The organism is uncultured Thalassolituus sp. (genome assembly GCF_950066645.1).
Lineage (GTDB): Bacteria > Pseudomonadota > Gammaproteobacteria > Pseudomonadales > Oceanobacteraceae > Thalassolituus.
The window spans coordinates 58,790-79,840 of record NZ_CATMFB010000018.1 but is presented as its reverse complement, the minus strand read 5'-3'; the positions used below and the strand labels follow the sequence as shown (position 1 = coordinate 79,840).

The following is a 21,051-nucleotide window of genomic DNA, read 5'->3' as shown; positions in this document are numbered from 1 at the left end:
ATATTTGTCATCTCCACGAACGTGGAGATCCAGCGCCCTGTAATAACTTCAGTATGGATCCCCGCATGCGCGAGGATGACAGATACTATGTCATCTCCACGAACGTGGAGATCCAGCGCCCTGTAATAACTTCAGCATGGATCCCCGCGTGCGCGAGGATGACAGATACGATGTCATCTCCACTGCATATTTGTCATCACCACTCCATATCTGTCATCTCCACGAACGTGGAGATCCAGCGTCCTGTAATTACTTCAGCATGAGCACTCGTGAACGTGAGGACGATAGCAGGGCGCCGTAAAAACTTGGCCCACTCCTTGCAATTTCCTCATCAGAGGTAATTTTCATGATTCAATCACAGTCTAACGCGGCGAACGTTTTTACAGACATCAACGGTCTGCAGGACATCCGTGCCCTGGGAAAAAACGACCAGGAAGCAGCCCTCAAAGAAGTGGCCAAGCAGTTTGAATCTATGTTTATGAGCATGATGCTGAAATCCATGCGTGATGCCTCGGATGTTTTCTCTGAAGACTCCCTGTTTAACTCTCCCGAATCCGATTTTTACCGCAACATGTATGACGATCAGCTCTCAGTTTCACTGACCTCAGGGCAGGGAACGGGCCTGGCGGACGTGATTCACCGTCAGCTGATGTCTCAGTATGGGCTGGACGATAAATCGACAGGGGTAGTTGATCAGTCGAAGATTTTTGATCGTCGTTACAGCGGGCTTTCTACCGCGATGCAGCGGGTCGAAGAAGAGCTTCAGAAACTACCCGAAAACCTCCAGGCAGAGCCCGGAACTACGTCCGGTGAGACGGCACAGGGTGAAGGCACTAAGGGGCAAGAGTTTGCCTCTCCTTCCGAGTTTGTTGCCGCTCTGTATCCTCTTGCCGAAGAAATAGGTGCTGAGATCGGTGTTGATCCTAAGGCTATCGTTGCCCAGGCCGCTCTCGAAACAGGCTGGGGCCAGCACACAATCCAGGATGCCAGCGGCCGGCCAGCACATAATCTGTTCGGCATTAAAGCTGACAGTCGCTGGACGGGCGGTGTTGTCACGGTAGCAACTCACGAATACCGCGAAGGTGTCCGCGTGAATGAAACGGCTGCCTTCCGTGCCTACGACTCACTCCAGGACGGCTTGCGTGACTACGCAGATTTTCTCTCCGGGGCCGGGCGTTATCAGGAAGCGATCAATGAAAAAACTCAGGGCGATAGCTACGGCCATGCGCTGCAGCAGGCTGGCTATGCTACTGATCCGGAATACGGCAACAAGATTGAACGCATTTATCACAGCCCGATTTTAAATAATGCCATTAACAGCACTGAGCTGACGGAGCAGAACGATGGGTAATATCCTCGATATCGGTATTTCTGGTCTTCGTGCTCAACAGGCAGCATTAACCATTACGGGTAATAACATTACCAATGCGGGAACCGAGGGTTACTCGCGTCAGGAAGTCAGCTTTACTGAGAATAATCCTCAGTTCAGTGATGGCGTCTGGATCGGATCTGGTGTCAGCGTTGATTCTGTGCGTCGCGTTTACGATGAGTTTCTGACGGAGCAGCTTCGCAGAGACACGTCGACGTTTAATAATTTTAATGCACTGGCCGTCAATGCCGAGCAGATCAACAGCTTGCTGGCTGACAGCGGTACAGGGGTTCAGCCTGGCCTGGAAAATATGTTCGGTGCCTTGCAGGCCGCCGTTGATGATCCCTCATCCCTCCCGGCCCGGGAAGTCCTGATCAGTGAAGCAAATGGCCTGGTCGACAGATTCAGCGCCATCAGCGATCGTCTTTTCGAACAGAATGACATCATCAATGGCCAGATGGAGGTCATCGCCGGGCAGATAAGCACGATTGCCGAAGCTATTGCCGAACTTAACGAGCAGATTCAGTTTGCCAGCGCCAGTGCTCAGGGCATTGAACCCAGTGAGCTTCTCGACCAGCGTGACCGCCTTCTGAAAGAACTGTCTGAGTTTGTCTCCGTTAATATTGTCAGTCAGGACGACAACGTATTTAACGTATTTATCGGTAATGGCCAGGCACTGGTGATCGGTAACGAATTTAACGAAGTATTCACAGACATAGGGGCACAGGACCCCTCCCGGGTAGACATCTATTTCCGTAAGGGAAATGTCGTCCAGAACGTCACCAAAGAAATTTCTGGTGGCCAGTTAGGTGGGATTCTCGATTTCCGCGACGAAGTACTGGACCCGACACTGAATCAGTTAGGACGACTGGGCCTGATCATCTCACAGACCATGAACGAGCAGCATAAGCTGGGCGTTGATTACGATGGTCTGAAAGGCGAAGACTTCTTTACCGACATTAACGAGCCTCTGAAAATGTACCAGCGGGTGCTGGGCGACCGCAGAAACGCCGACCCGGATGACCGGGTGATCGCGGTAGAAATTAAAGACGCGACCGAGCTGACCATCAGTGACTATGAAATCACTTTCCCTGGGCCAGATGACTACACCTACCGCGTTCGTCGCCTGAGTGACGGTGAACTGCTCGAAACACGTGCTCTGACCGGTGCGTTTCCCGATTCGATTGAAGTCGATGGTATGGAAATCCGGTTTGAGGCAGGTAGCTTTCAGCAAGGCGATAAATTTGTCATTAATCCGACCCGACGTGAATCACAGAACCTTGATCTGAATATTACCCGTGCAGAGCAGGTGGCCCTGGCTTCGCCGATCAGTACCGACACCGCCATCGGAAATCGTGGTAATGCCACGATTGATCAGGGTGAGGTTTACGATCTGACAACCAGCTATTTTTCGGAAGAGGGGGAGATGACCCCTCCGCTGCTGATCCGTTTCACGTCTCCGACAACCTACGATGTGCTGGATAACACCGATCCGGGGAATCCGATACCGCTGTTTCCTCCTCTGATGAACCAGACCTACGTGCCCGGGATTTCTAACAGTATCCTGCCAGAAGACGAAGGTAAGACAGCCTTTACCAGTTATGGTGGCGTTCTCCCTCTTTCTGCGACTTACCAGAAAAAAGGCACCACCGTTGAGCCCGTTAACGGCTTCTTTCCGGAGCGTATAGAAATCGGCTTCACCAATCCTGAAAACGGGCTCTCGGTGAATCAGAAAACACTGGTAACGCCACTTAACGCATCGGCCCGGGAAATTGCAGAAGCGCTGAGTAAGCGTGACGGCATCGAAGCATCAGCGCGCACCACGATTCAGTTATCTGATTTTGAAACCGATGCCAATCCGTTTCTCGATACCGAAATAACGCTGAATGGTGTGGCCCTCACGGATGTGCTGGGACCTAACCAGAATAAATACGAAAGCTCGTACCCTGAAGAAGTCCCCGATCCGATTACACCGAACTTTCTGGCCGACCGGATCAACGCCAATTACGAACTTCAGGACATGGGAATCGTTGCACGAAGCGACGGTGGACGCCTGACCATCATTGATCTCAATGGTGACGATATCGAACTGGAACTGAGTGGCGATCACGGCGACAGCTTCTCAGTGAGTAACGGTGAAGACATTGCCGTGCGTGAAACGGGCGAAGCTACTCTGGTCGAACTGAATGAGTTTGAGGGCTACAACTTTGACGAAGGTGGCCCATATACCTATGCCTTTGATGTCCCAGGGCAGGGGACCATCAATTTTGAAATGAAAGGCAGCTTCGCTACCGGCGATGATCTGCTGCAGGGCTTCCGTGATGCTATCGAGAACAGTGGCTACGTGCACTCCGGAAACATCGACGTAGATATTAACGAAAAAGGCGAAGTCACCTTCCAGCCACGGCTCACGATTTCAGGGGCGGGTACAGCGGGCACAAATAAAATTGCGATTGGTGGTCAGGTGAAAGTGATTGCTGACGAGCACTACTCCATCAGTATCTCGCCGCCCGGTAACAACCTGTTTGATGTCGAACCCGTGGGCGAGCCGGTCGCGTTTGGTTTCCACGTCAATATCTCTGGCGTTGCCGAATACGGTGACGAGTTTACCGTCGATTTTAATACCGACGGCACGTCGGATAGCCGTAATGGCGTAGAAATGGCCGCGTTACAGAGCGAGAAAACGGTAAACGGTCAGAGCAGTTACTCTGATTCTTATGCCCGTATGGTCGAGGTTGTCGGCTCAGTAACCAGTCGCGCGCAGATTAATCGTGACAGTTCAGAAGTATTGTTGCGCAACTCGCAAAGCGCAGTCGACAGCACATCCGGCGTTAACCTCGATGAAGAAGCCGCCGCACTCATCAAATACGAACTGGCGTATAACGCCAGCGCTCAGGTCATTCAGGTGGCCCGGGACATCTTTGACACCCTGATCGGAACCTTCCGATAGGAGATTAACCTATGCGTATCGCAACTCTGCAGTCGTTTAACCTGGGCCTCAATGCGATTCTTGATAATCAGGCGGCTGTGAATACGACACAACAACAGGTGTCCAGTGGGCGCCGGGTGCTGACACCGGCCGACGACCCCATTGCATCGACCAAGATTCTGCAGCTGCAGCAGGACCTGGCACAGCGTGAGCAGTATGAGCGCAACATGACCGCTGCAGAAAACAGGCTGAATCTCGAAGAAGCGACGCTCTCATCAATAACTGATGCTCTGACCCGGATCCAGGAGCTTACCGTCAATGCCGGTTCCGGCACCCTGACCATCACCGACCGCCAGGCCATTTCAGCCGAAATCAGCCAGCTCGAAAACCAGCTCGGATCCCTGTTTAACACCAAAGACCCCAACGGCGAATACATCTTCGCCGGGTTTAAGGGGGCTTCAGCGCCGTTTCAAAGGCAGGACAATGGCCGCTATGAATACCAGGGCGATGAAGGGCAGCGCTATCTCGCACTTGGAGATACAACACGGGTAGCGACGGGCGACAACGGTAAGAAGTTGTTTGTTGATGTGAGAGCCGCCAAAAATACCTTTACCACCGCGGTAAATCCCCTCAATGAGGGCAGTACCCAGGTAAACGCGGGCTTTGTTGTCGATGAGGAAGCCTACGCAGAGTTCTATCCTGACGACCTGATCATCACCTTTAACTCAGAAGCCGCTGTCACCCCTGCGGGACCAAACTACACCATCCGTCGTGCTTCTGATGGGCGAGTCGTTGATGGGATGGCGCAGCGGGAATACAAAAACGGGGGCGAAATTGTTGTGGCAGGCATTTCGCTGAAGATCAGTGGAGATCCTGAACCCGGCGACGAAGTACTCGCAAAATCCTCGCCCAAGCAGAGCATTACTGACACGGTCTACCGGTTAAGGCAGGGGCTGGACTCACTGGAGGATAATCCCGAAGATGCACTTACACTTGATATCCTGATCGAAGACACGCTCACTAATCTGGCGAATGCGCAGACGTCGGTGTCTGAAGTGCGGAGTCAATTAGGTGCTCGCCTCAACGTTGTTGAGAATCAGCGAAGTCTGAGTGCCGATGTGAAACTGGTCAGTCAGGAAGTGTTGTCAGAGCTTTCAGATGTCGATTTTGCAGAAGCCGTCAGTCGACTCAGTCTGCAAACCTTCCTGCTGGAGGCGGCTCAACAGAGCTATACGACAATCAGTCGTCTGTCTCTGTTTAACCAGTTATAAAAAAGGCTCCTGTGGGAGCCGCAATGCCGGCACTCCTCGTGCGCCGACAAACCAACACAATAAATGTGCACGGAAATCTATGTATCAATTCAGGCCATTGATAGTCCGGATAGTATGGCGTGTTCGGTCGTATTGTCAACGGATTTCGTACATTTTCGATCTAATAAATTAATATGATCGTTTTTTGTTCAGTTGGCGCTCAGAAGCCCATAAAATCTGGATCTTTACAAGCCATCAGGAAAATAAATGGCTCGTAGAGTGATATTTTAAAATTAATATATCGTTCAATAAACGATCAGGTTTTATATAGAATATAATGGCGGTAAATGTCTTATTTGGCGTTAAATGATGCATGTTGAGATTTCTTTACGAAACGATATTTATGCACCAAAAAAGGTCTCCATATACTCCCCTGACGGAACGTCTCAATTCAGTCGTTACATACACGGTATAAACCAGCATCTGGCTTGCTTATTATCTCGTCGGCTGAAAGAGTTGACGCTTATATCAATTCAAAGATAAGACATAATGAGCCATGTGTGGATTCAGTGGCAAAACTGGATGTAGATCACAAAACGCTACATCCCCCGTTCTATGCCGTCTCAGGCCTACATTCGGTTACGTGATTATGGTATTTTTGCGGCCAGAGTTACGGACACTCACAGAAAACAATAACAATGATTTCAGATCTGTGATGCGGCCCGGATTATGGCCTCAATAACCTTGGTAATATCCCCAGACTGCGCGAAATCGCAGAAACGAAACGTAACAGGATAAAGCCAGGGTCAAGCGACACAGACTGACGGCTAGCTCTACCATTAGGACAACTTGGTAGTCACAGCACACGCTTTATAGCGGGAGAAATACATGAATCGGGTTATCAGCGTAATTCTGGTTGTCGCAGCTTCCCTTTTCCTTAGCGCTTGTAAAGACAGCTACACAGACGAGCTTAAAGTCGAATCTAACGGCATTGAGCTGGCTGATGGCACCCTGATTAATCTCGCCGGTCAAGACGCCTATAACGAGCAGTGCGCCAGCTGCCATGCTCTCGATGGTAACGGCACCTCCGCGGGTAGCTCTCTGGTTGGCTGTGCCACCTGTGGCGATATCGCCGAGCTTACTTCCGTGATCGAACGTACCATGCCAATCGGCAACGTCGGCAAGTGCAGTGGCACCTGCGCGTCAGACACCGCCGAATACATCTTTTACGCTTTCAACGTTCAGAACATCGAAGAAACCGAAATCACCCTCCAGCAGATCACGACCGAGCCGGCAGAAGTTACACTCCGTCGCGCTAGCCTGCAGCTATCTGGCGCACTGCCTTCAAACACCGCCAGTATCGCCGTTGCTACCTCTGAAGAAGAAGCGCTCAGTGCGGCTATCGATGGAATCCTGAGCACAGATGCGTTCTACGACGTTCTTGCGGAGATGTTTAATAAGAAGTTTCTGACCAATAAATATCTTGCGGAAGTCAAGCGGGGAGCGGCGATCTATGGATTAGCGCTCGATGACTACCCCAACCGTGAAAATTTCAGGAACTACAACAATTCCACCATGAGGAATTGTTATTACGACACCGTAAATGACTCACTGGCTAAAGAGCCGCTTGAGCTCGTTAAATACCTGGCAAGAAATAATCTTCCGATCACCGAGCTCGTAACGGCTGACTACACGATGGTTAACTGGTACAGCCAGCAGATTTATGAAGCTGAGCTTCTCGAAGGAGGAGAATTCGAGGTTCTTGATGAGGCAGTGTGCGCCGGTGGCGAAGAAGCGGTTTACTATGATCCTAATGACTTCCGGCCCGCAAGAATAACTAAAGATTTGGCCTATGAAAGTGGTGGTATTCAACACGCAGGTGTTTTGACGACTCCATGGTTTCTGATTCGATATCCAACAACTCCAACTAACGTAAATCGGCACCGTGCGAGAATTGTATTTGATTACTTCCTGGACACAGACATTATGGCGATCAATGGTGGGAATCGAAGCGACTCTGCAGGCATTGGCGTTGGAGAGGTTCCTACCATGACAGATTCTGAATGTACGGTCTGTCACAATATTATGGATCCAGTTGCGTCATTGTTTCAAAACTGGACCGAGGTCGGTCGCTATATCAAAGCGAATCGAAATTTCAGAAATGTATGGGATGCTGAAACTATCTTGCCTCCCGGTTTTTCGGGAGAAAACTTCCCCGATTTTGATCCGGAGCAACTACCTCCCTCTGGAATGCTTCAGTGGCTTGGGAGCAAGCTTGTGGATGATCCCAGGTATGCGCGTGCAATGGTTCGGATTATTTACGAAGGCATTTTTGGCCAAGCGCTGCTCCCAAGCCCCAATGATAGCTCTACCCAAGAAGAAAAAGATGCATTCAACGTTCAGAGAGCATGGGTTAATGAGCTGGCATCGACTTTGGTTAGTAGCAACTGGAGTATTAAGTCAGTTGTAAAATCGATCATGATGTCGTCTCAGTACCGGGCTGAAGAAGTGAATCTGGAAAACGAGGTGTTGAAACGCGCAATTGGAGCGTCGCAGTTGCTGTCACCAGAGCAGTTACAGAGAAAATTGAAGTCAGTGGTTGGTTTTAAATGGGGAGATTTAAACTCTGTAGATAACCGTGTTATGTATGGTGGAATAAACTCGGATGATGTGACTGAAGAGCTTAAGACCCCTAGCGGAATCGTAGCGGCAATGCAACAGCGTCTGGCAGTTGAGATGGCGTGTACTGCGACTTCCTATGACTTCGCTCTGCCTTCAGGTGACCGGAAACTATTCCCTGGCCTGGAGTATTCCCAGCTTCCGTTTGATGATAGCGGGATTGAACTCACGGAAAATGTGTCAGCGATAAAAGACGCGATAGTTCGTTTATATTGGATTTTCTTTGGAGAAAGACTTGCCAGGGATAGTGATGAAATTAATGTCGCCTATTCGCTCTATCTGGATATTCTAAATGGGTATCAGTCATCTGACCCAGGTGCGGGCCTAAAGTGTCGAGCAACCAGATATCTCGATAGTAATGGTGCTATCACGTCAGATACTCTGGCATATCCGTTAGTGGCGGACGAGACGTATAACATTCATGCGTGGACTGCGATGATGGTCTACCTTTTATCAGACTCGCGATTCTATTATGAATGAGGTTAACGTATGAAGCGCCGTGACTTTATCCGATCAATCGCAGCCAGTGGCCTGGCATTAAACCTCCCCCTATTGAGCGGGCAGTCACATGCTGATGCCGTTGGTGGCCGTTACATGGTAATGGTTAATGCCGGTGGCGGCTGGGACCCTACTTCTATTTGTGATGTAAAGGGAACGAACGGTGCATATGGTCATAGGCAGGGCGTCTTAAATCAAGGTAATACAAATAATGTTAACCCTGATCCCTCTAAAAAGGTTGGTGACATTCAGTGGAGTTCAATTCCTGATACGGTTTCATCCGATGAGACGGTACTCACATTAGTTGAGTCTCAGTATGATCGTTTTTTTACTACGTATGGTGAAAGAATGACGGTGATCAACGGAATTGATACGGCAACCAACAATCACCATACAGGTTCTAGATATATATGGTCTGGAAATTCTGATGTAAGCCATCCTGCACTCGCCGCATTGTTTGCGGCCACCGTCAGCCCATCCTCTGTAAATTTGCCAATGGCCTTCTTGAGCAATGGTGGATTCGATTACACTGGTTATGTAGTAGCAAGAGCGAGAGCGAAAAGTGTAGGTTTTTTTTCTGAGATTTCGAGTCCAAATCGAATCAGCAATACAGAAAACTATCTGCCTGATGGTGCTGAAGATATCTATGCCAAGATATTTCGTGCACAGCAAGAGCGATTACAGAGGCAAATTTCCTCGGAGCCACTACAACGAAAGCGTGAACAACTTAGCCAGCTTTTTGGAGTTAGGAGCGCTTCCGCAGACTTGGAGGAGTTGTTATCTCCTCTCTCTGAACTGCAGAGTAATGTTTCGTTCGAAGATCACTGGACTGCTGGGCAGGGAGATGGGTTAAAGCAACAAGCCCAACTAGTGGCTGCCGCATTTAAGGCTGATCTGGCCGCAGGGGCTACGTTGCATGTCCACGGCTTTGATACCCATGGCGAACATGATTCAACAGCATATTCATTGGCAGGGCAGCTTTTTGAGGGTGTTCACTATCTAATGGTTGCGCTTGATTACCTGGGAATTCGTGAGAAAACAACGGTGGTGATAGGTTCGGACTTTGGGCGGACACCGTACTACAATGCGGGTGCAGGCAAAGATCATTGGCCTCTCACTAGCATGCTGGTTATTCACGGTGATGATTATGTAACTGGGGGGCGCACCTTTGGTGCCACCACTTCGGACTTTAATGGACTGGAGATTGATCCGCAAACTGGCAAGGCTAGTGATTCTGGACTAATACTGAACCCTGGACACGTAAATGCTGAGTTGCGGAAGTTGTTGGGAATATCTGAACATTCACTGGCAAAACAATTCTCAGTGCCTGAATCAAATTTCAATATATTTGTATGAGTATTCGATATGAAATTATTTGCTAAAGCTTTTACCGGCGCTGCACTTGTAGCGTTGTTTTCTGTTTCACCGGTAGTCAGCGCGGCAGAACTCTACAAACCGGCCCCAGATGTCTATCTGGATACGCTCGATGGTGAAGGTAGTGGCTCACTGTACGAACATATGGGCAAGGTGGTCTATCTGGATTTCTGGGCGAGTTGGTGTGGCCCATGTCGGCAGTCTTTGCCGCTTCTGAATAAGCTCTACAACAAAAAGAAAGATGAAGGCTTTGAGGTGATTGCGGTTAATCTCGATGAGGATCGTGATGCAGGCCTGGAATTTTTAGACAGCTTTCCTGTCGACTATACGGTCCTTTATGATCCGGCTTCAGAAACGCCAGAGCTATATAACGTCATGGGTATGCCAACGTCCGTTCTTATCGATCGTGAAGGTGTCGTGCGATACATCCACAAGGGCTTCAAGCCGTCAGATATGAAAAAAATCAAGAAAGAAGTCGATAAACTGCTCAAAGAGCCGGTGAAATGATTCGTATATTGACCTCTCTGTTAGTACTCGGCCTGCTTGCCGGGTGCGCAAATGTGAAGCCCTGGGAGCGTGGCGAGTTAGCTGATGATGTGATGAAGTGGGATCTTGATCCTCTGAAGTCATCACTCGATACGCATATCTATTTCAGTAAAGAAGGCTCCAGTGGTGGTGGAAAAGCCGCCGGAGGTGGTTGTGGCTGCAACTGACCAGGGGCCATCCTCCCGAATGAAGGCCGTCGGAGCGCTCGCACTGGCGGCTATCCCCCTCTCTCAGAATGCCCACTCAGCTGTCCAGCCTGACTATGGTGAGGTGGCTGTCCGGGTGTCCCAATATCAGGAAGATGACTCTCCGGCAGAGCGAACTCTGTATCCGGTGACTGAAAGGTTCTCAATTGATGTCAATCAACTGCGGATTGCTGCCCCGGTAGGGCGTCGCTGGTATCTCGAAACAGAACTCGTTTATGAAACTCTCAGTGGTGCCTCACCGATGCAGACCTACAAAAACGAGGATGGGCAGAGTGTGCTGGTAACCTCAGGGGCGACTATTGACGAAGAGCGTACCCAGGGGAGTTTCTCCGCGACACACTATTTCAGTGAAGGCACGCTGGGCTTGATGCTGGCCTCTTCCAGTGAAAATGACTATGAATCTCTGGCGTTTGGGATGAATGGGACACTGGAATTGAGTAATAAGTCGACGACGCTGCAGGGAAGCTGGTCGATGTCTAATGACACGATTAATCCCTCCGACCCCGAAATTTCGGTAGTGCGCCAGGAAGCAACAGACGCTAAGAAGCGGAGCCTGTCGATTTATGAAGGCGTAACGCAGGTGATCAATCGGCGTATTGTTGTACAGGGCGGTGTTGGTTATACCCGGCACAGCGGCTACCTTTCAGACCCATACAAGTTTGAAGACCGGCGACCGAGCACCCGTGATCAGGTAACCGCCAATATCAGTTATCGCCAGTATCTTTACGCCGGCCGTGCCGCTGCTTTGCATCTTGATTACGTCTGGTACACCGATAACTGGGGAATCAGGTCTCAAAGCCTGACGACAAAATGGGTCCAGAGTTGGCAACTATGGTCGATGACCACTTTTCAGTTAGCACCCATGTGGCGTTATTACCGTCAGACCGAAGCCAGTTTCTACAGGTTGGAGCAGGATCCGCCAGACAATGAGTTCAGCTCGTCGGATGCCCGGTTGTCATCTTATGGCGCGACGTCTCTTGGCGTCGAAGCTGAATTGAAGATTGATATGATCAGCCTGACTGCGAGTTATGAGAACTACATGTCGTCAACCGATCTGGGCATCCTGCAGAAGTCTAACGACGAGGCCCCAGGGTTAGTCAGCTTTCAGGTGTGGGGTGCAGGGATTACCTGGCGCTTCTGATAAAGGCCTGGCGTTGGCCAATTAAAAAAGGGAGCTGACGCTCCCCGGAATACTGCTCTGCGTTAAAGCTGAAATCAGCCCGGCCTCTGCTGTACTTCCGGGGCCGTCGTTACCGATCAGGCGTGGTTATCGTTGTACCACTCAAGAAACAGAGCGAAGAGTTCGCTCAGTGTCAGACCGGTGTCGGTTGTGATCTTGCCAGGATCGCAGAAATCCTTATCGCCGCCATGATGACCGCCACCGTGGTGACCACCGCCATGACCGCCTCCAGCATTTGCTGCCAGTGGCATCGCCATTGCTGCGACCATTGCAACGATTGCGAGCTTACGAGTTTTCATATCGCCTCCTTGTGAACCCTATGAAAGTTGGATTCAGGCGAAGTTTACCAGAATCTGGTGGCCTGCCAAGACTGATCTGATGATTAATTAGTCAGTTATGGACGGTAGTCTACATTTAGGACATTCAGTCTAAGCGGTGGATAATGAAGTCTGCGCCCATGTATACGCCGGGCTCAATATACACCCGGTTGCCGAGTTCCAGTTTGCCATCAGAGACGGAATGCCCATGGAAGATGGTATCAACACCTTTGACTGTGTGTTTCGCTTCAGAGCGGAAGTTTTCCCGGGACCAGATGCACCGCTGCAGATCATCATCGCTGAACTGATCAAAGTCTGCCCAGTCACGGGCAGGGTAATCTGCGTGAACAATGCCGTATTTACGGCCACTGGACGAAGTGACTTCAATACCTACTGGCATACACTCAATTTTTGTAAACCAATGATCCCAACGGTCTCGTGGTGCGCTGGCAATCCAGTCTCCACCGTTCTGAATCCACACCAGGCGATCTTTACTGTTCTGGTGTTTCAGTCCTGAAAGCATCAGAAATTCATGATTACCTATCACAGAGAAGAACCAGGGTTCGTCCAGCAGGTCGAGCGCCTGTGCAGACTCCGGGCCGCGGTCAATCAGATCACCCACACAGATAAGCCTGTCCTGCGACTGGTCAAAATTCAGTGATTTCAGCTGCTCTCTGAGTTTCGAGACATGACCATGGATGTCGCCAACGACAAAATCCCGGCCCAGTTCGTTAACTGGCAGAGTGAGCTTGGTGATATTGAACTTCATTAAGTAGAGCTACCTTCGGGGGGATCAGACGTTTCTCCGGTCCCTGTGAATTTTACGGGGTGTCCAGCGGGATATCGCCGACAGTGCCAGAACCAGCATAAACATCATGGCGTTGGCAGGGATCTGTAAGTTGAAGTCCACTGTTGAGTGGATCATCAGCGCAATAATAGCCATCATGCTGCCAAAGCCAATACCTTTGGCAAAGTGGCTGTGACGCTTCCTCATCGCATTTACAACGTTCGCCAGAGCATACCCTACGATCCAACAAAGCACCAGAAAGGCCGGAAGGCCGTATTCTGACAGAAACTGCAGGATATCGTTGTGGGCATTGTTGTATATCCGCGAAGTAACCACCGCTTCGCTCTTCATAGAGGGATAAACATGGGTGAAAGTTCCGGAGCCGGTGCCGGTCAGGGGGTACTCCAGCCACATGTCAAAGGTGTCTCTTGCCACCTCATCGCGACTCTCAGTGTCCTGGCTGGTGTCTTTCAGTCGCTCTATCAGTTCATCTGCGCCGAAGAAGGTGCCGACGATGGCCATATCAATAATCAGCATACTGCTTAACAGTACGACCGTTGCGCGGGTCTTATAACGCATAAAGAAAAGCGCCATTGCCCCTGTCGTAATCATACTGGCAAAGAATGCCGTGTTACCCATACGTGAGCGCGTCATCACCAGAGCAATCACGATGATGGCGAGCAAAAGGCGCAGTAGTACTTTTTCGCCGGTGAGCATCTCAACAAACTGGAGAATGCGTTGGCGGATATTGCCGGTGTAGTGAGTAGGGTTCGCCAGAATGAAGCCGATGCCCAGTGCGACAGCTATTTCCAGATAACCTGCCATATGATTCCGGTTTACAAAGGTGCCTGTGGCATTGCCGAGAAAAGCCACTTTGGGCTGAAAGAAACCCCACTCCACGTCTGAAAGTACCATAAATGTGCCGTAAACGGCCTGTACGGTCGCTGCTGCGATGATGGTCCAGATGATCTGCTTTACGCGTTCGCGTGTATTGATCAGCAAGAGCGATAACGCAAAGAAGGCGGTGTAACTGACGCCCTGATAGAATGAAAGCCAGGAGTCATAAGGGCTGAGGCTGGTAAATATGGCCTGTACAAGGTTCCAGACCTGCAGGGCGATAAGCGCTAGCAGAAGAGGGCGTGACTGATTAAAGGCAATAGGTAACCGAAGGGAGGGGAGTCGGTCTTCCTGCTGCTCTTTGAGTAGTGACTGGTAATGCCTTGCCAGTAGCCAGAACACACAAGCGGACGCCGCCAACCAGGCCCATTCGGTGTTCAGGCCGAATGGGATAGGTAGAATAAACACCAGACGACGGAAATTCTTCCACTCGCGCATTGCACTTCCTTGATTGAGAGTTGGCGCGATTCTAACGACAAATGATGCTCAAAACGAGCCAGACTTACAGAAGGCCGGTGCTTGTCAGGTTTGTCGGCGAGTCTGGACTGATCCTACCGTCGCCTTCTGTCGCGGGAGGAGGGGGGATGACTTCAGGAGGCTGTTCAATTGCATTTGGGACAGTTTCGACCAAGGAGGAATTGCCACTTTGACCGGCGGAGCTGGGTATATTTGCTCGAGCTATCTGCTCTCCGGCAGCTGTAGCCCCGACAACTTCCGCAAGAGCTTCCGTAATTACGGCTTCGGGAACGCCCAGAAGTGAGGCCTCGAGGGCTATTTGTGACAAATCTGATTGTCGTTTAGTACCTGCGATAAAACACTCGATGAGGGCATGTTTTGCACTGGAACCGATGGAGAGTGCTGATTCCACGACCTCCTTTACCGATAATCCGGAAGCAAAGGCGGCTTCGAGCGTTTCAGACAGCGGTAGCGGGGCTAGTTTGGCATATGTTTCCCTTATTGCCTGGGCAGGAGGTAGGCCTGAGGATAGCCCCTGGACGACAGGGTTTGAGCTGTAAGCCTGTGACTGAAAAGCCGGGAGGCAGGTAAATAGCAGGAACCAGACATACTTGTAACGCATTCGATGCCTTCGAAATCAGTGTTTGATCATATATTAGACAGTTAGCAGTCGACTCACCATATGCAGACACGATTCTTAACATAATAGACACGTCGTATCTCGGCTGGGGACGGGCTTTCCGTTAACTTGACAAAAGTAGCATTCATTAGATCGTGCGCGCTGATATCCAAAAACCCCGGGAAAAAGTTGTTCGTTTTGTGTATGTTAGCGCCTTGTCAGTGGATTACGGCCTTCGGTTTGGACCGTTTTCTGTATAAGGATATGCATGGTGAAGTTCTCCAAAAATCTTAGGTTACCCGTTACAACGGCTACATTCTTTGGCCTGGCAGCGCTAACTGGTCTTGTGTGGTTGGCGATTTGGGCGCTTTTCGGGATGTTTGACGATGCGTTCGTGCTGTTTCGATTTACAAATTACTTCGGTTCTTACGTTCCATTGTTAGCCGTAATCGGTGTTTTCCTGTCTTTTAGTCTCCTCAGATCAACTGCATGGCGTATTCTGAGCCTGATTATTACACTGCCTTCAGTTTTGCTACCCTTGGTGCTCCCTTCAATGGTCTCTAACAGCACCCTTGATGTCCGAGTTTCAGAAGGTCAGCCCATGTTGGAGCTGGATGTCGTGACTTATAGCCGTACAGGGCACAACAAGGAGTTCGAGCGTATAGCAGAACTGGTTGACTGCCAGAAATATGGGCTAATTCTCCTTCAGGAGTTCGGGGATATCGAGAAGTTTGAAGCTCTTTACTCTGATCAACTTGCGGGTTGCTTTGTTTCTTTTCCTCAAAGCAAGTACAGCTTTAAGTCGGTAGGGATAGTATCTGCATACGAGATTACTAATGCGAGGGTTACTGATGCTGGTGTTCGTGCCTCTATTCAGGTCGGAGGTCAGAATGTTGAATTGCTCACGAGTCGCTTCAGTCGCAGTATTACTCAATCTGGATTCCGTGAGCAGCAACGCCAGATTGACTTAGCCATCGAAGAATTAGCCGGTGCTCCGATTGCAATCCTTGCGGGAGATTTCAACAGCACACAGTACAACGAATCCCTATATCGACTACGCCGTCACTTTGTGCTTGCCGATCCAGGAGGAATGCTCAACTCGTCTGCAACGTTTCCGGCGGAGAAGCGATGGTATGCATTTCTGGGGGCCTTGGTGGGGATAGATCATATCTTTTACCGAGGCATGAATCTGCTAAGCAGTGATGTTGTGGATGACAGCTACGGATCGGATCACTTCCCTGTGCATGCCAGATTTTCCCTACCCTTAATGGAGAATCCCGATGAGTAATCCGGAACTCAGTATTATTCTGGTTTCTTACAACACTAAAGAGCATACGCTCAAAGCACTAAGCTCAGTGTACGAACAGACCGAAGACACCAATTTCGAAGTGATTCTGGTCGACAATGATTCAAAGGATGGCTCTCTGGAGGCCGTTCAGGAAGCTTTTCCTCAGGTTCAGTCGTACGCTAGTGGCGGTAACCTGGGTTTTGCGGGCGGCGTACATTTCGGTGTTGATCGCTCGAAAGGCGATCTGATACTTCTGCTGAATCCCGATACTCTGGTGCTCGACGGCGCTATTGATAAGCTCGTGCAATTCTCACGCGAGCGACCTGATGCAGGTATCTGGGGCGGGGTGACGCTCAACAATGATCTCTCATTGAATACTCAGCATGCCTGGGCGCGTCATGATCTCGGTACGCTGTTATCGAGTGCGCTAGGGCTTAGCAAAATTTTCAGCAAAAGCTGCCTGTTTAATAAAGCAAATTACGGCTGCTGGAACCGCGATACGGTGAAGGAAGTTGACATCCTTTCTGGCTGTTTCTTCCTCACCACCCGCGCACTTTGGAATAAACTCGGTGGGTTGGATACCAGTTTCTTTATGTATGCAGAAGAAGCGGATTACTGCCTCAAAGCAAAGAAGTTGGGCTATCAGCCTACGGTGACACCCGATGCACGCCTGATTCATCATGGCGGTATCAGTCACGCTAACCTTGCTGCAAAAGAAATCAAGTTGTTGCGGGGGAAAGTCGAGCTGATAAAACGCCATGATAAAGGCCTGTTGAAGTCGCTGTATATTTCACTTATCTGGCTCTATTCATTTAACAAGGTTATCGAAAGTACATTGTTAAAGCGTGGTTCTGTCGAAGCGGCTGAGTGGAAAAAGGTTTTTGATGAACGTTCAGTGTGGATAAAAGGGTATTAGTGCTATTCATGCTATTTCACTTGTCTTTTCAGCAGGTTAGTTATGTATAAAGGAAGTCTTGCTTATTTGATCTTGTTTGTACTGTGTCTTGTTCCAAATGAGGCATATTTCGAGATATCTGGAATTCGACTTGAGTCTTACAGAATTTTTTTGTTGTCATATGCAGTCATAAATTTTCAAAAATTTCTTAATATTAGATATGAACCTTTTGAAAAATGGATATTTATCTTTTGTCTGTGGAGTTTGGTGTCATTCGTTGTCGTTCATGGGGTTGCGGGAGTGCAGTCGGGTTTGATGCGTTTTTTGGAAGTTGGGGTCGTCTACTTGATAGGACGGGAGCTCTGTCTGTTCGGGGGGCGGATATCTTTTAAGTGGGCATTAACACTAGTAGCATTAGCATTTTTATGTATGGCCCCTTTCGCGTTAAAAGAAAGTATCGATGGCATCAGGCTCACGCATGTCTGGGCCGCCGAGCTCGCGGGAACATATGCGGAGTCTTTCTTGGGTGAAAGTTATTTTCGGCATGGTGTTCATCGTTCTAGCGTCGTCTTTTCTCATCCAATCCTTTTCTCTATTACTGCGATGAGTGTTGCTGTGCTCACGTGGTACTTTTACACCGGATTTTGGAGATATTTTCTAACGCTTGGGTATGTGGTAGCGGGATATACTGCAATGACGTCTGCGGGTTTTGCGATGATTGGCATACAGGTTGCTCTAATATATCTGGAAAAATTGACTGGCCGGTGGCCTGATATACACAGGTATGCATTGCGCTTTTCGATACTAGCCTTAATGATTATTCAAGTTGTAGTTCCTGGAGGAGCTATTAGATTTCTGATGAATTTTGTTGCTCTCAACCCTGATACAGCGCAAGCTCGTTATATGCAATGGCAATTTGCTTGGGATGACGTGATGGGTAGTAAAGTATTTGGGATCGGGTTTGGTGAATGGAGCCGGCCCTGGTGGATGTCAGGTAGCATAGACAGCTATTGGCTAACAATGGCGCTCCAAAATGGGCTCGTTGGATTGTTTTTAGTGGCGGTGTTCTGGATTACTATGACTAACTTTGTGTTTACTGTTTATAAAACCACAAAAGATAAATATGTCTACTTAATATTCTGCGCTCTCTGCGCTTTGATCTTTGCGGGAGTTACAGTCGCATTTTTTGATAGAGCTCAGCCGCTTATATATTTATTCATAGGTTTGATGTCCGGATACGCAATACGACAAAAAGTATTGTCTCGCAATATTGTTCCTTCCCCAGTTGAAGATTTACATGAGGCTACTGGTAACCGTTATGCTACTTAAAGACCCACTAGTGACAGTTGTGATGAGTACATACAATGATGCCAATTACATATCGGATGCTGTAGATGGGATATTGCGACAGTCATACAGAAATATAGAACTTCGTATACTTGTAGACGGCTCGACGGATGAGACTCTAGAAGTTCTTAAAAAGTATACCGATCCAAGAGTTTACGTTAAATATCGGGAAAATAGAGGTAAAGCCGCGTCGATGAATGAATTGATAAGTGACGCGCAAGGCGAATATATTCTAATTAATGACTCTGACGATGTTAGTGCAATAGATAGGGTCTCGAGACTCATTGCAGAATTCAAGAAGTATCCAGAAATTGTATTGGTTCAGTCTGGATATTCTTTGATTATCAACGGTAAAGTGGTTTGTCCTAAGGCAAGAGAACTGAATTCTGAGAAGTGCGCAGAGGAAATTCGAAACTATCGTTTGCCAGAACTCGACCCCACTACAATGGTTAGAGCTGACGTTGCAAAGCTCTATCTATTTAATGAGAAACTTAGAATTGGACAAGGTATAGATTTCATATACCGGATAGCTGAAAAACATCCGATGAGGGTCGTAGGTGAGGCTCTCTACTACTACAGATATAACCCGAAATCGATAACTAAAGTAAATCGGCAGAAAAAGATCGAGTACTTAACAGAGGTAATGAATCTAGCGAGAAAGCGCCGCGGAGAAGAGCCAGTGACTTACGATACAATACTTGCGCAGCAGGGGACTGGCAGGAAAGCTGCAGATAATAACTTGTCAGGTCATTTTACTGAAAGTGTATATACACTGATTGAATCTGGTAGGCGGTGGCAGGCAATAGTGGTTGCATGTTATTCATTACGCTTCCTTGGTGACGGTTTACGTTTTGGTAAGCCACTGCTCTATGCCGTTACTCCTTTGTGGCTCGGGCGTATGGGTAGAGCTTGCTTTGGACAAAACAGGCGGTAGTATGAAAAGTAGTTTACCGATCTGGGCCCATAATGATCGGACGAATGCCAATACTGCGGTGAAAAGTGCTGGGATAGCGATAGGCTCTGGGCTGGCGCGTCTTATGGCTAGTTTCTTTGGGGCGTTATTACTGGCAAGGTTTCTTAGCCCGGAAGACTTTGGCCTTGTAGCGATTGCGACGCCTATTATTCTTCTCGTTGGTGCTTTCGCTGACGGAGGCGTATCAACATATACACTGCAATCGAAGCAGGTGACGCAACGTAATTTAACACTTAGCTTCTGGCTCGCCTTGATAACGGGGTTGAGTGTTGCATGTGTTGTGATTTTTGCTTCGCCTTTGGCTGCCTGGGTGTTTAAAGATGATAGGCTGATACTCATACTTTCCGTACTGGCGCTCTCTATTCTTTTCTCATCAATTGGGAGTCAGCACAACGCATTAACTAAGAAGTTTCACCGCCAGGATATATACGGTATAGCTGAAATTATTGCCGCTGTCTCCAGCCTTCTTGGGTCTGTATATATTGCATACCTGGGCGGAGAGTATTGGGCGCTAGTGGCAATTCCTGTTATAAGGCAATTGGTTCATACCACCGTTGTAGTTGTTGCAACCGGTTGGGTGCCGGGAGTTCCTTTTGTCGATACAACTATGGCTAAGACCATTATGGGTTTTTCAGCTTATATAATTGTTTTTCAGATAGTCAATGTGTTAAACAAGAGTATCGATAAATGGATGCTCGGCTATCATCAGAATCCAGAAGTTCTTGGTTACTACGCGATGGCAGTATCGATTATGATGCTTCCTTCCATGCAGCTCTTGTCCCCCATTGGTGGGGCGATAATTCCTCACTTCAGTAAGGTTTACCATCACGAAAACGACCGTTTTGGATCGGTAGTGCGAACTGTAATGGTGCTACTAGTATCTCTGATATGCCCGGCCATGCTTTGGGCGAGTGCATACTCGGAACTCTTGCTGGGGAGTGTCCTGGGCGAAAAATGGTTGATGTCCGCTCCTGTGTTCAGTGTGCTCGCGTTAGCGAGTATCGCAATGACTATTCTATCGGTGGTGGGGTGGACCTACACCTCGATAGGGAACTCGAAGATCCTGTCTACTCTTGCACTAGTCTCTGTGTTTGTTTTGACAGTTAGCTCTGCATACGGTGCTATGTCTGGTGCTGTAGTTTTAGCCTGGGTGGTACTCATAAACTTCCTAATAATGATTTTTCTATACTTTACTTTTATTATTCTCGATAAGAATGTTGAGATACCTGTGTTCAGGATAGTTCTTGACCTCGCCATGGTAGTATCGTGGTGCTTCGTGGTTGTTTACACTGTTTCGTATGCAAATTCCTATTATTCGATAAACAGCTACGCAGATCTGGTGCTGAGTTTTTTGTTATCGATTATGTTTAGTTTGGCTCCTATTCTTCTTTGCTTCTCCGAAATACGCCGTCAGTTCTCAGTGTTTTTACAGAAGAGGTAA

The 21,051-nt window shown here is 48.8% G+C and carries 16 protein-coding genes; 13 read left to right on the top strand and 3 right to left on the bottom strand.

Annotated features, from left to right (window positions below; translation table 11 throughout):
* Positions 1–346: 346 nt before the first annotated feature.
* The 8 genes from flgJ to Q1L85_RS14935 all read left to right on the top strand — a co-directional run bounded on the left by flgJ (position 347) and on the right by Q1L85_RS14935 (position 11,992).
* Positions 347–1,351 carry a flagellar assembly peptidoglycan hydrolase FlgJ gene (flgJ, locus tag Q1L85_RS14970; RefSeq protein WP_300433525.1) on the top strand — a complete coding sequence of 335 codons (1,005 nt, stop codon included), beginning with the start codon at positions 347–349 and terminating at the stop codon, positions 1,349–1,351.
* Positions 1,344–4,319 (top strand): flagellar hook-associated protein FlgK, encoded by a 2,976-nt coding sequence (gene flgK, locus Q1L85_RS14965; protein ID WP_300433524.1) that lies wholly within the window; start codon positions 1,344–1,346, stop codon positions 4,317–4,319. The genes flgJ and flgK overlap by 8 nt, the downstream gene beginning before the upstream one ends.
* A gap of 11 nt (positions 4,320–4,330) precedes the next feature.
* Positions 4,331–5,569, top strand: coding sequence for a flagellar hook-associated protein FlgL (gene flgL / locus Q1L85_RS14960; protein ID WP_300433523.1), 1,239 nt, complete (start codon positions 4,331–4,333; stop codon positions 5,567–5,569).
* 867 nt (positions 5,570–6,436) lie between these two features.
* Positions 6,437–8,707: a DUF1553 domain-containing protein gene (locus Q1L85_RS14955; protein ID WP_300433522.1), complete on the top strand. Its 2,271-nt coding sequence runs from the start codon at positions 6,437–6,439 to the stop codon at positions 8,705–8,707.
* 9 nt (positions 8,708–8,716) lie between these two features.
* Positions 8,717–10,081, top strand: a complete 1,365-nt coding sequence (locus tag Q1L85_RS14950; RefSeq protein ID WP_300433521.1) for a DUF1501 domain-containing protein — start codon at positions 8,717–8,719, stop codon at positions 10,079–10,081.
* Positions 10,082–10,090: 9 nt separating this feature from the next.
* Positions 10,091–10,606 (top strand): TlpA disulfide reductase family protein, encoded by a 516-nt coding sequence (locus Q1L85_RS14945; protein WP_300433520.1) that lies wholly within the window; start codon positions 10,091–10,093, stop codon positions 10,604–10,606.
* Positions 10,603–10,812 (top strand): DUF4266 domain-containing protein, encoded by a 210-nt coding sequence (locus Q1L85_RS14940; protein ID WP_300433519.1) that lies wholly within the window; start codon positions 10,603–10,605, stop codon positions 10,810–10,812. The genes Q1L85_RS14945 and Q1L85_RS14940 overlap by 4 nt, the downstream gene beginning before the upstream one ends.
* Positions 10,799–11,992, top strand: a complete 1,194-nt coding sequence (locus Q1L85_RS14935) for a DUF3570 domain-containing protein (protein WP_300433518.1) — start codon at positions 10,799–10,801, stop codon at positions 11,990–11,992. Before Q1L85_RS14940 ends, Q1L85_RS14935 begins: the two co-directional genes overlap by 14 nt.
* Positions 11,993–12,108: 116 nt before the next feature.
* Here the strand turns inward: Q1L85_RS14935 and Q1L85_RS14930 are convergent, their stop codons facing one another.
* The 3 genes from Q1L85_RS14930 to Q1L85_RS14920 all read right to left on the bottom strand — a co-directional run bounded on the left by Q1L85_RS14930 (position 12,109) and on the right by Q1L85_RS14920 (position 14,470).
* Positions 12,109–12,330, bottom strand: coding sequence for a hypothetical protein (locus tag Q1L85_RS14930; protein ID WP_300433517.1), 222 nt, complete (start codon positions 12,328–12,330; stop codon positions 12,109–12,111).
* Positions 12,331–12,454: 124 nt separating this feature from the next.
* Positions 12,455–13,117: a metallophosphoesterase gene (locus Q1L85_RS14925; protein WP_300433516.1), complete on the bottom strand. Its 663-nt coding sequence runs from the start codon at positions 13,115–13,117 to the stop codon at positions 12,455–12,457.
* Between the two features lie 24 nt (positions 13,118–13,141).
* Positions 13,142–14,470: an O-antigen ligase gene (locus Q1L85_RS14920; RefSeq protein WP_300433514.1), complete on the bottom strand. Its 1,329-nt coding sequence runs from the start codon at positions 14,468–14,470 to the stop codon at positions 13,142–13,144.
* 905 nt (positions 14,471–15,375) lie between these two features.
* Here Q1L85_RS14920 and Q1L85_RS14915 point away from each other — a divergent pair.
* From Q1L85_RS14915 to Q1L85_RS14895, 5 genes are read left to right on the top strand one after another with little or no spacing between them, the layout of a single operon-like run.
* The gene (locus Q1L85_RS14915) at positions 15,376–16,395 is read left to right on the top strand and encodes an endonuclease/exonuclease/phosphatase family protein (protein WP_300433513.1); all 1,020 of its coding nucleotides are present in this window, start codon (positions 15,376–15,378) and stop codon (positions 16,393–16,395) included.
* A complete protein-coding gene (locus Q1L85_RS14910; protein ID WP_300433512.1) occupies positions 16,388–17,311 on the top strand; it encodes a glycosyltransferase family 2 protein in 924 nt (307 codons plus the stop codon). The genes Q1L85_RS14915 and Q1L85_RS14910 overlap by 8 nt, the downstream gene beginning before the upstream one ends.
* Before the next feature lie 42 nt (positions 17,312–17,353).
* Positions 17,354–18,619 (top strand): hypothetical protein, encoded by a 1,266-nt coding sequence (locus Q1L85_RS14905; protein WP_300433511.1) that lies wholly within the window; start codon positions 17,354–17,356, stop codon positions 18,617–18,619.
* On the top strand, positions 18,609–19,571 hold the full coding sequence (locus Q1L85_RS14900; RefSeq protein WP_300433510.1) for a glycosyltransferase family A protein: 963 nt from the start codon (positions 18,609–18,611) through the stop codon (positions 19,569–19,571). Before Q1L85_RS14905 ends, Q1L85_RS14900 begins: the two co-directional genes overlap by 11 nt.
* A gap of 1 nt (position 19,572) precedes the next feature.
* On the top strand, positions 19,573–21,051 hold the full coding sequence (locus Q1L85_RS14895; RefSeq protein ID WP_300433508.1) for an oligosaccharide flippase family protein: 1,479 nt from the start codon (positions 19,573–19,575) through the stop codon (positions 21,049–21,051).

Excerpts from the sequence above, each read along its gene's own strand:
- flgJ (WP_300433525.1), top strand. The coding sequence starts at position 347 with ATGATTCAATCACAGTCTAACGCGGCGAACGTTTTTACAGACATCAAC.
- flgK (WP_300433524.1), top strand. The coding sequence starts at position 1,344 with ATGGGTAATATCCTCGATATCGGTATTTCTGGTCTTCGTGCTCAACAG.
- flgL (WP_300433523.1), top strand. The coding sequence starts at position 4,331 with ATGCGTATCGCAACTCTGCAGTCGTTTAACCTGGGCCTCAATGCGATT.
- Q1L85_RS14955 (WP_300433522.1), top strand. The coding sequence starts at position 6,437 with ATGAATCGGGTTATCAGCGTAATTCTGGTTGTCGCAGCTTCCCTTTTC.
- Q1L85_RS14950 (WP_300433521.1), top strand. The coding sequence starts at position 8,717 with ATGAAGCGCCGTGACTTTATCCGATCAATCGCAGCCAGTGGCCTGGCA.
- Q1L85_RS14945 (WP_300433520.1), top strand. The coding sequence starts at position 10,091 with ATGAAATTATTTGCTAAAGCTTTTACCGGCGCTGCACTTGTAGCGTTG.
- Q1L85_RS14940 (WP_300433519.1), top strand. The coding sequence starts at position 10,603 with ATGATTCGTATATTGACCTCTCTGTTAGTACTCGGCCTGCTTGCCGGG.
- Q1L85_RS14930 (WP_300433517.1), bottom strand. The coding sequence starts at position 12,330 with ATGAAAACTCGTAAGCTCGCAATCGTTGCAATGGTCGCAGCAATGGCG.
- Q1L85_RS14925 (WP_300433516.1), bottom strand. The coding sequence starts at position 13,117 with ATGAAGTTCAATATCACCAAGCTCACTCTGCCAGTTAACGAACTGGGC.
- Q1L85_RS14920 (WP_300433514.1), bottom strand. The coding sequence starts at position 14,470 with ATGCGCGAGTGGAAGAATTTCCGTCGTCTGGTGTTTATTCTACCTATC.
- Q1L85_RS14915 (WP_300433513.1), top strand. The coding sequence starts at position 15,376 with ATGGTGAAGTTCTCCAAAAATCTTAGGTTACCCGTTACAACGGCTACA.
- Q1L85_RS14910 (WP_300433512.1), top strand. The coding sequence starts at position 16,388 with ATGAGTAATCCGGAACTCAGTATTATTCTGGTTTCTTACAACACTAAA.
- Q1L85_RS14905 (WP_300433511.1), top strand. The coding sequence starts at position 17,354 with ATGTATAAAGGAAGTCTTGCTTATTTGATCTTGTTTGTACTGTGTCTT.
- Q1L85_RS14900 (WP_300433510.1), top strand. The coding sequence starts at position 18,609 with ATGCTACTTAAAGACCCACTAGTGACAGTTGTGATGAGTACATACAAT.
- Q1L85_RS14895 (WP_300433508.1), top strand. The coding sequence starts at position 19,573 with ATGAAAAGTAGTTTACCGATCTGGGCCCATAATGATCGGACGAATGCC.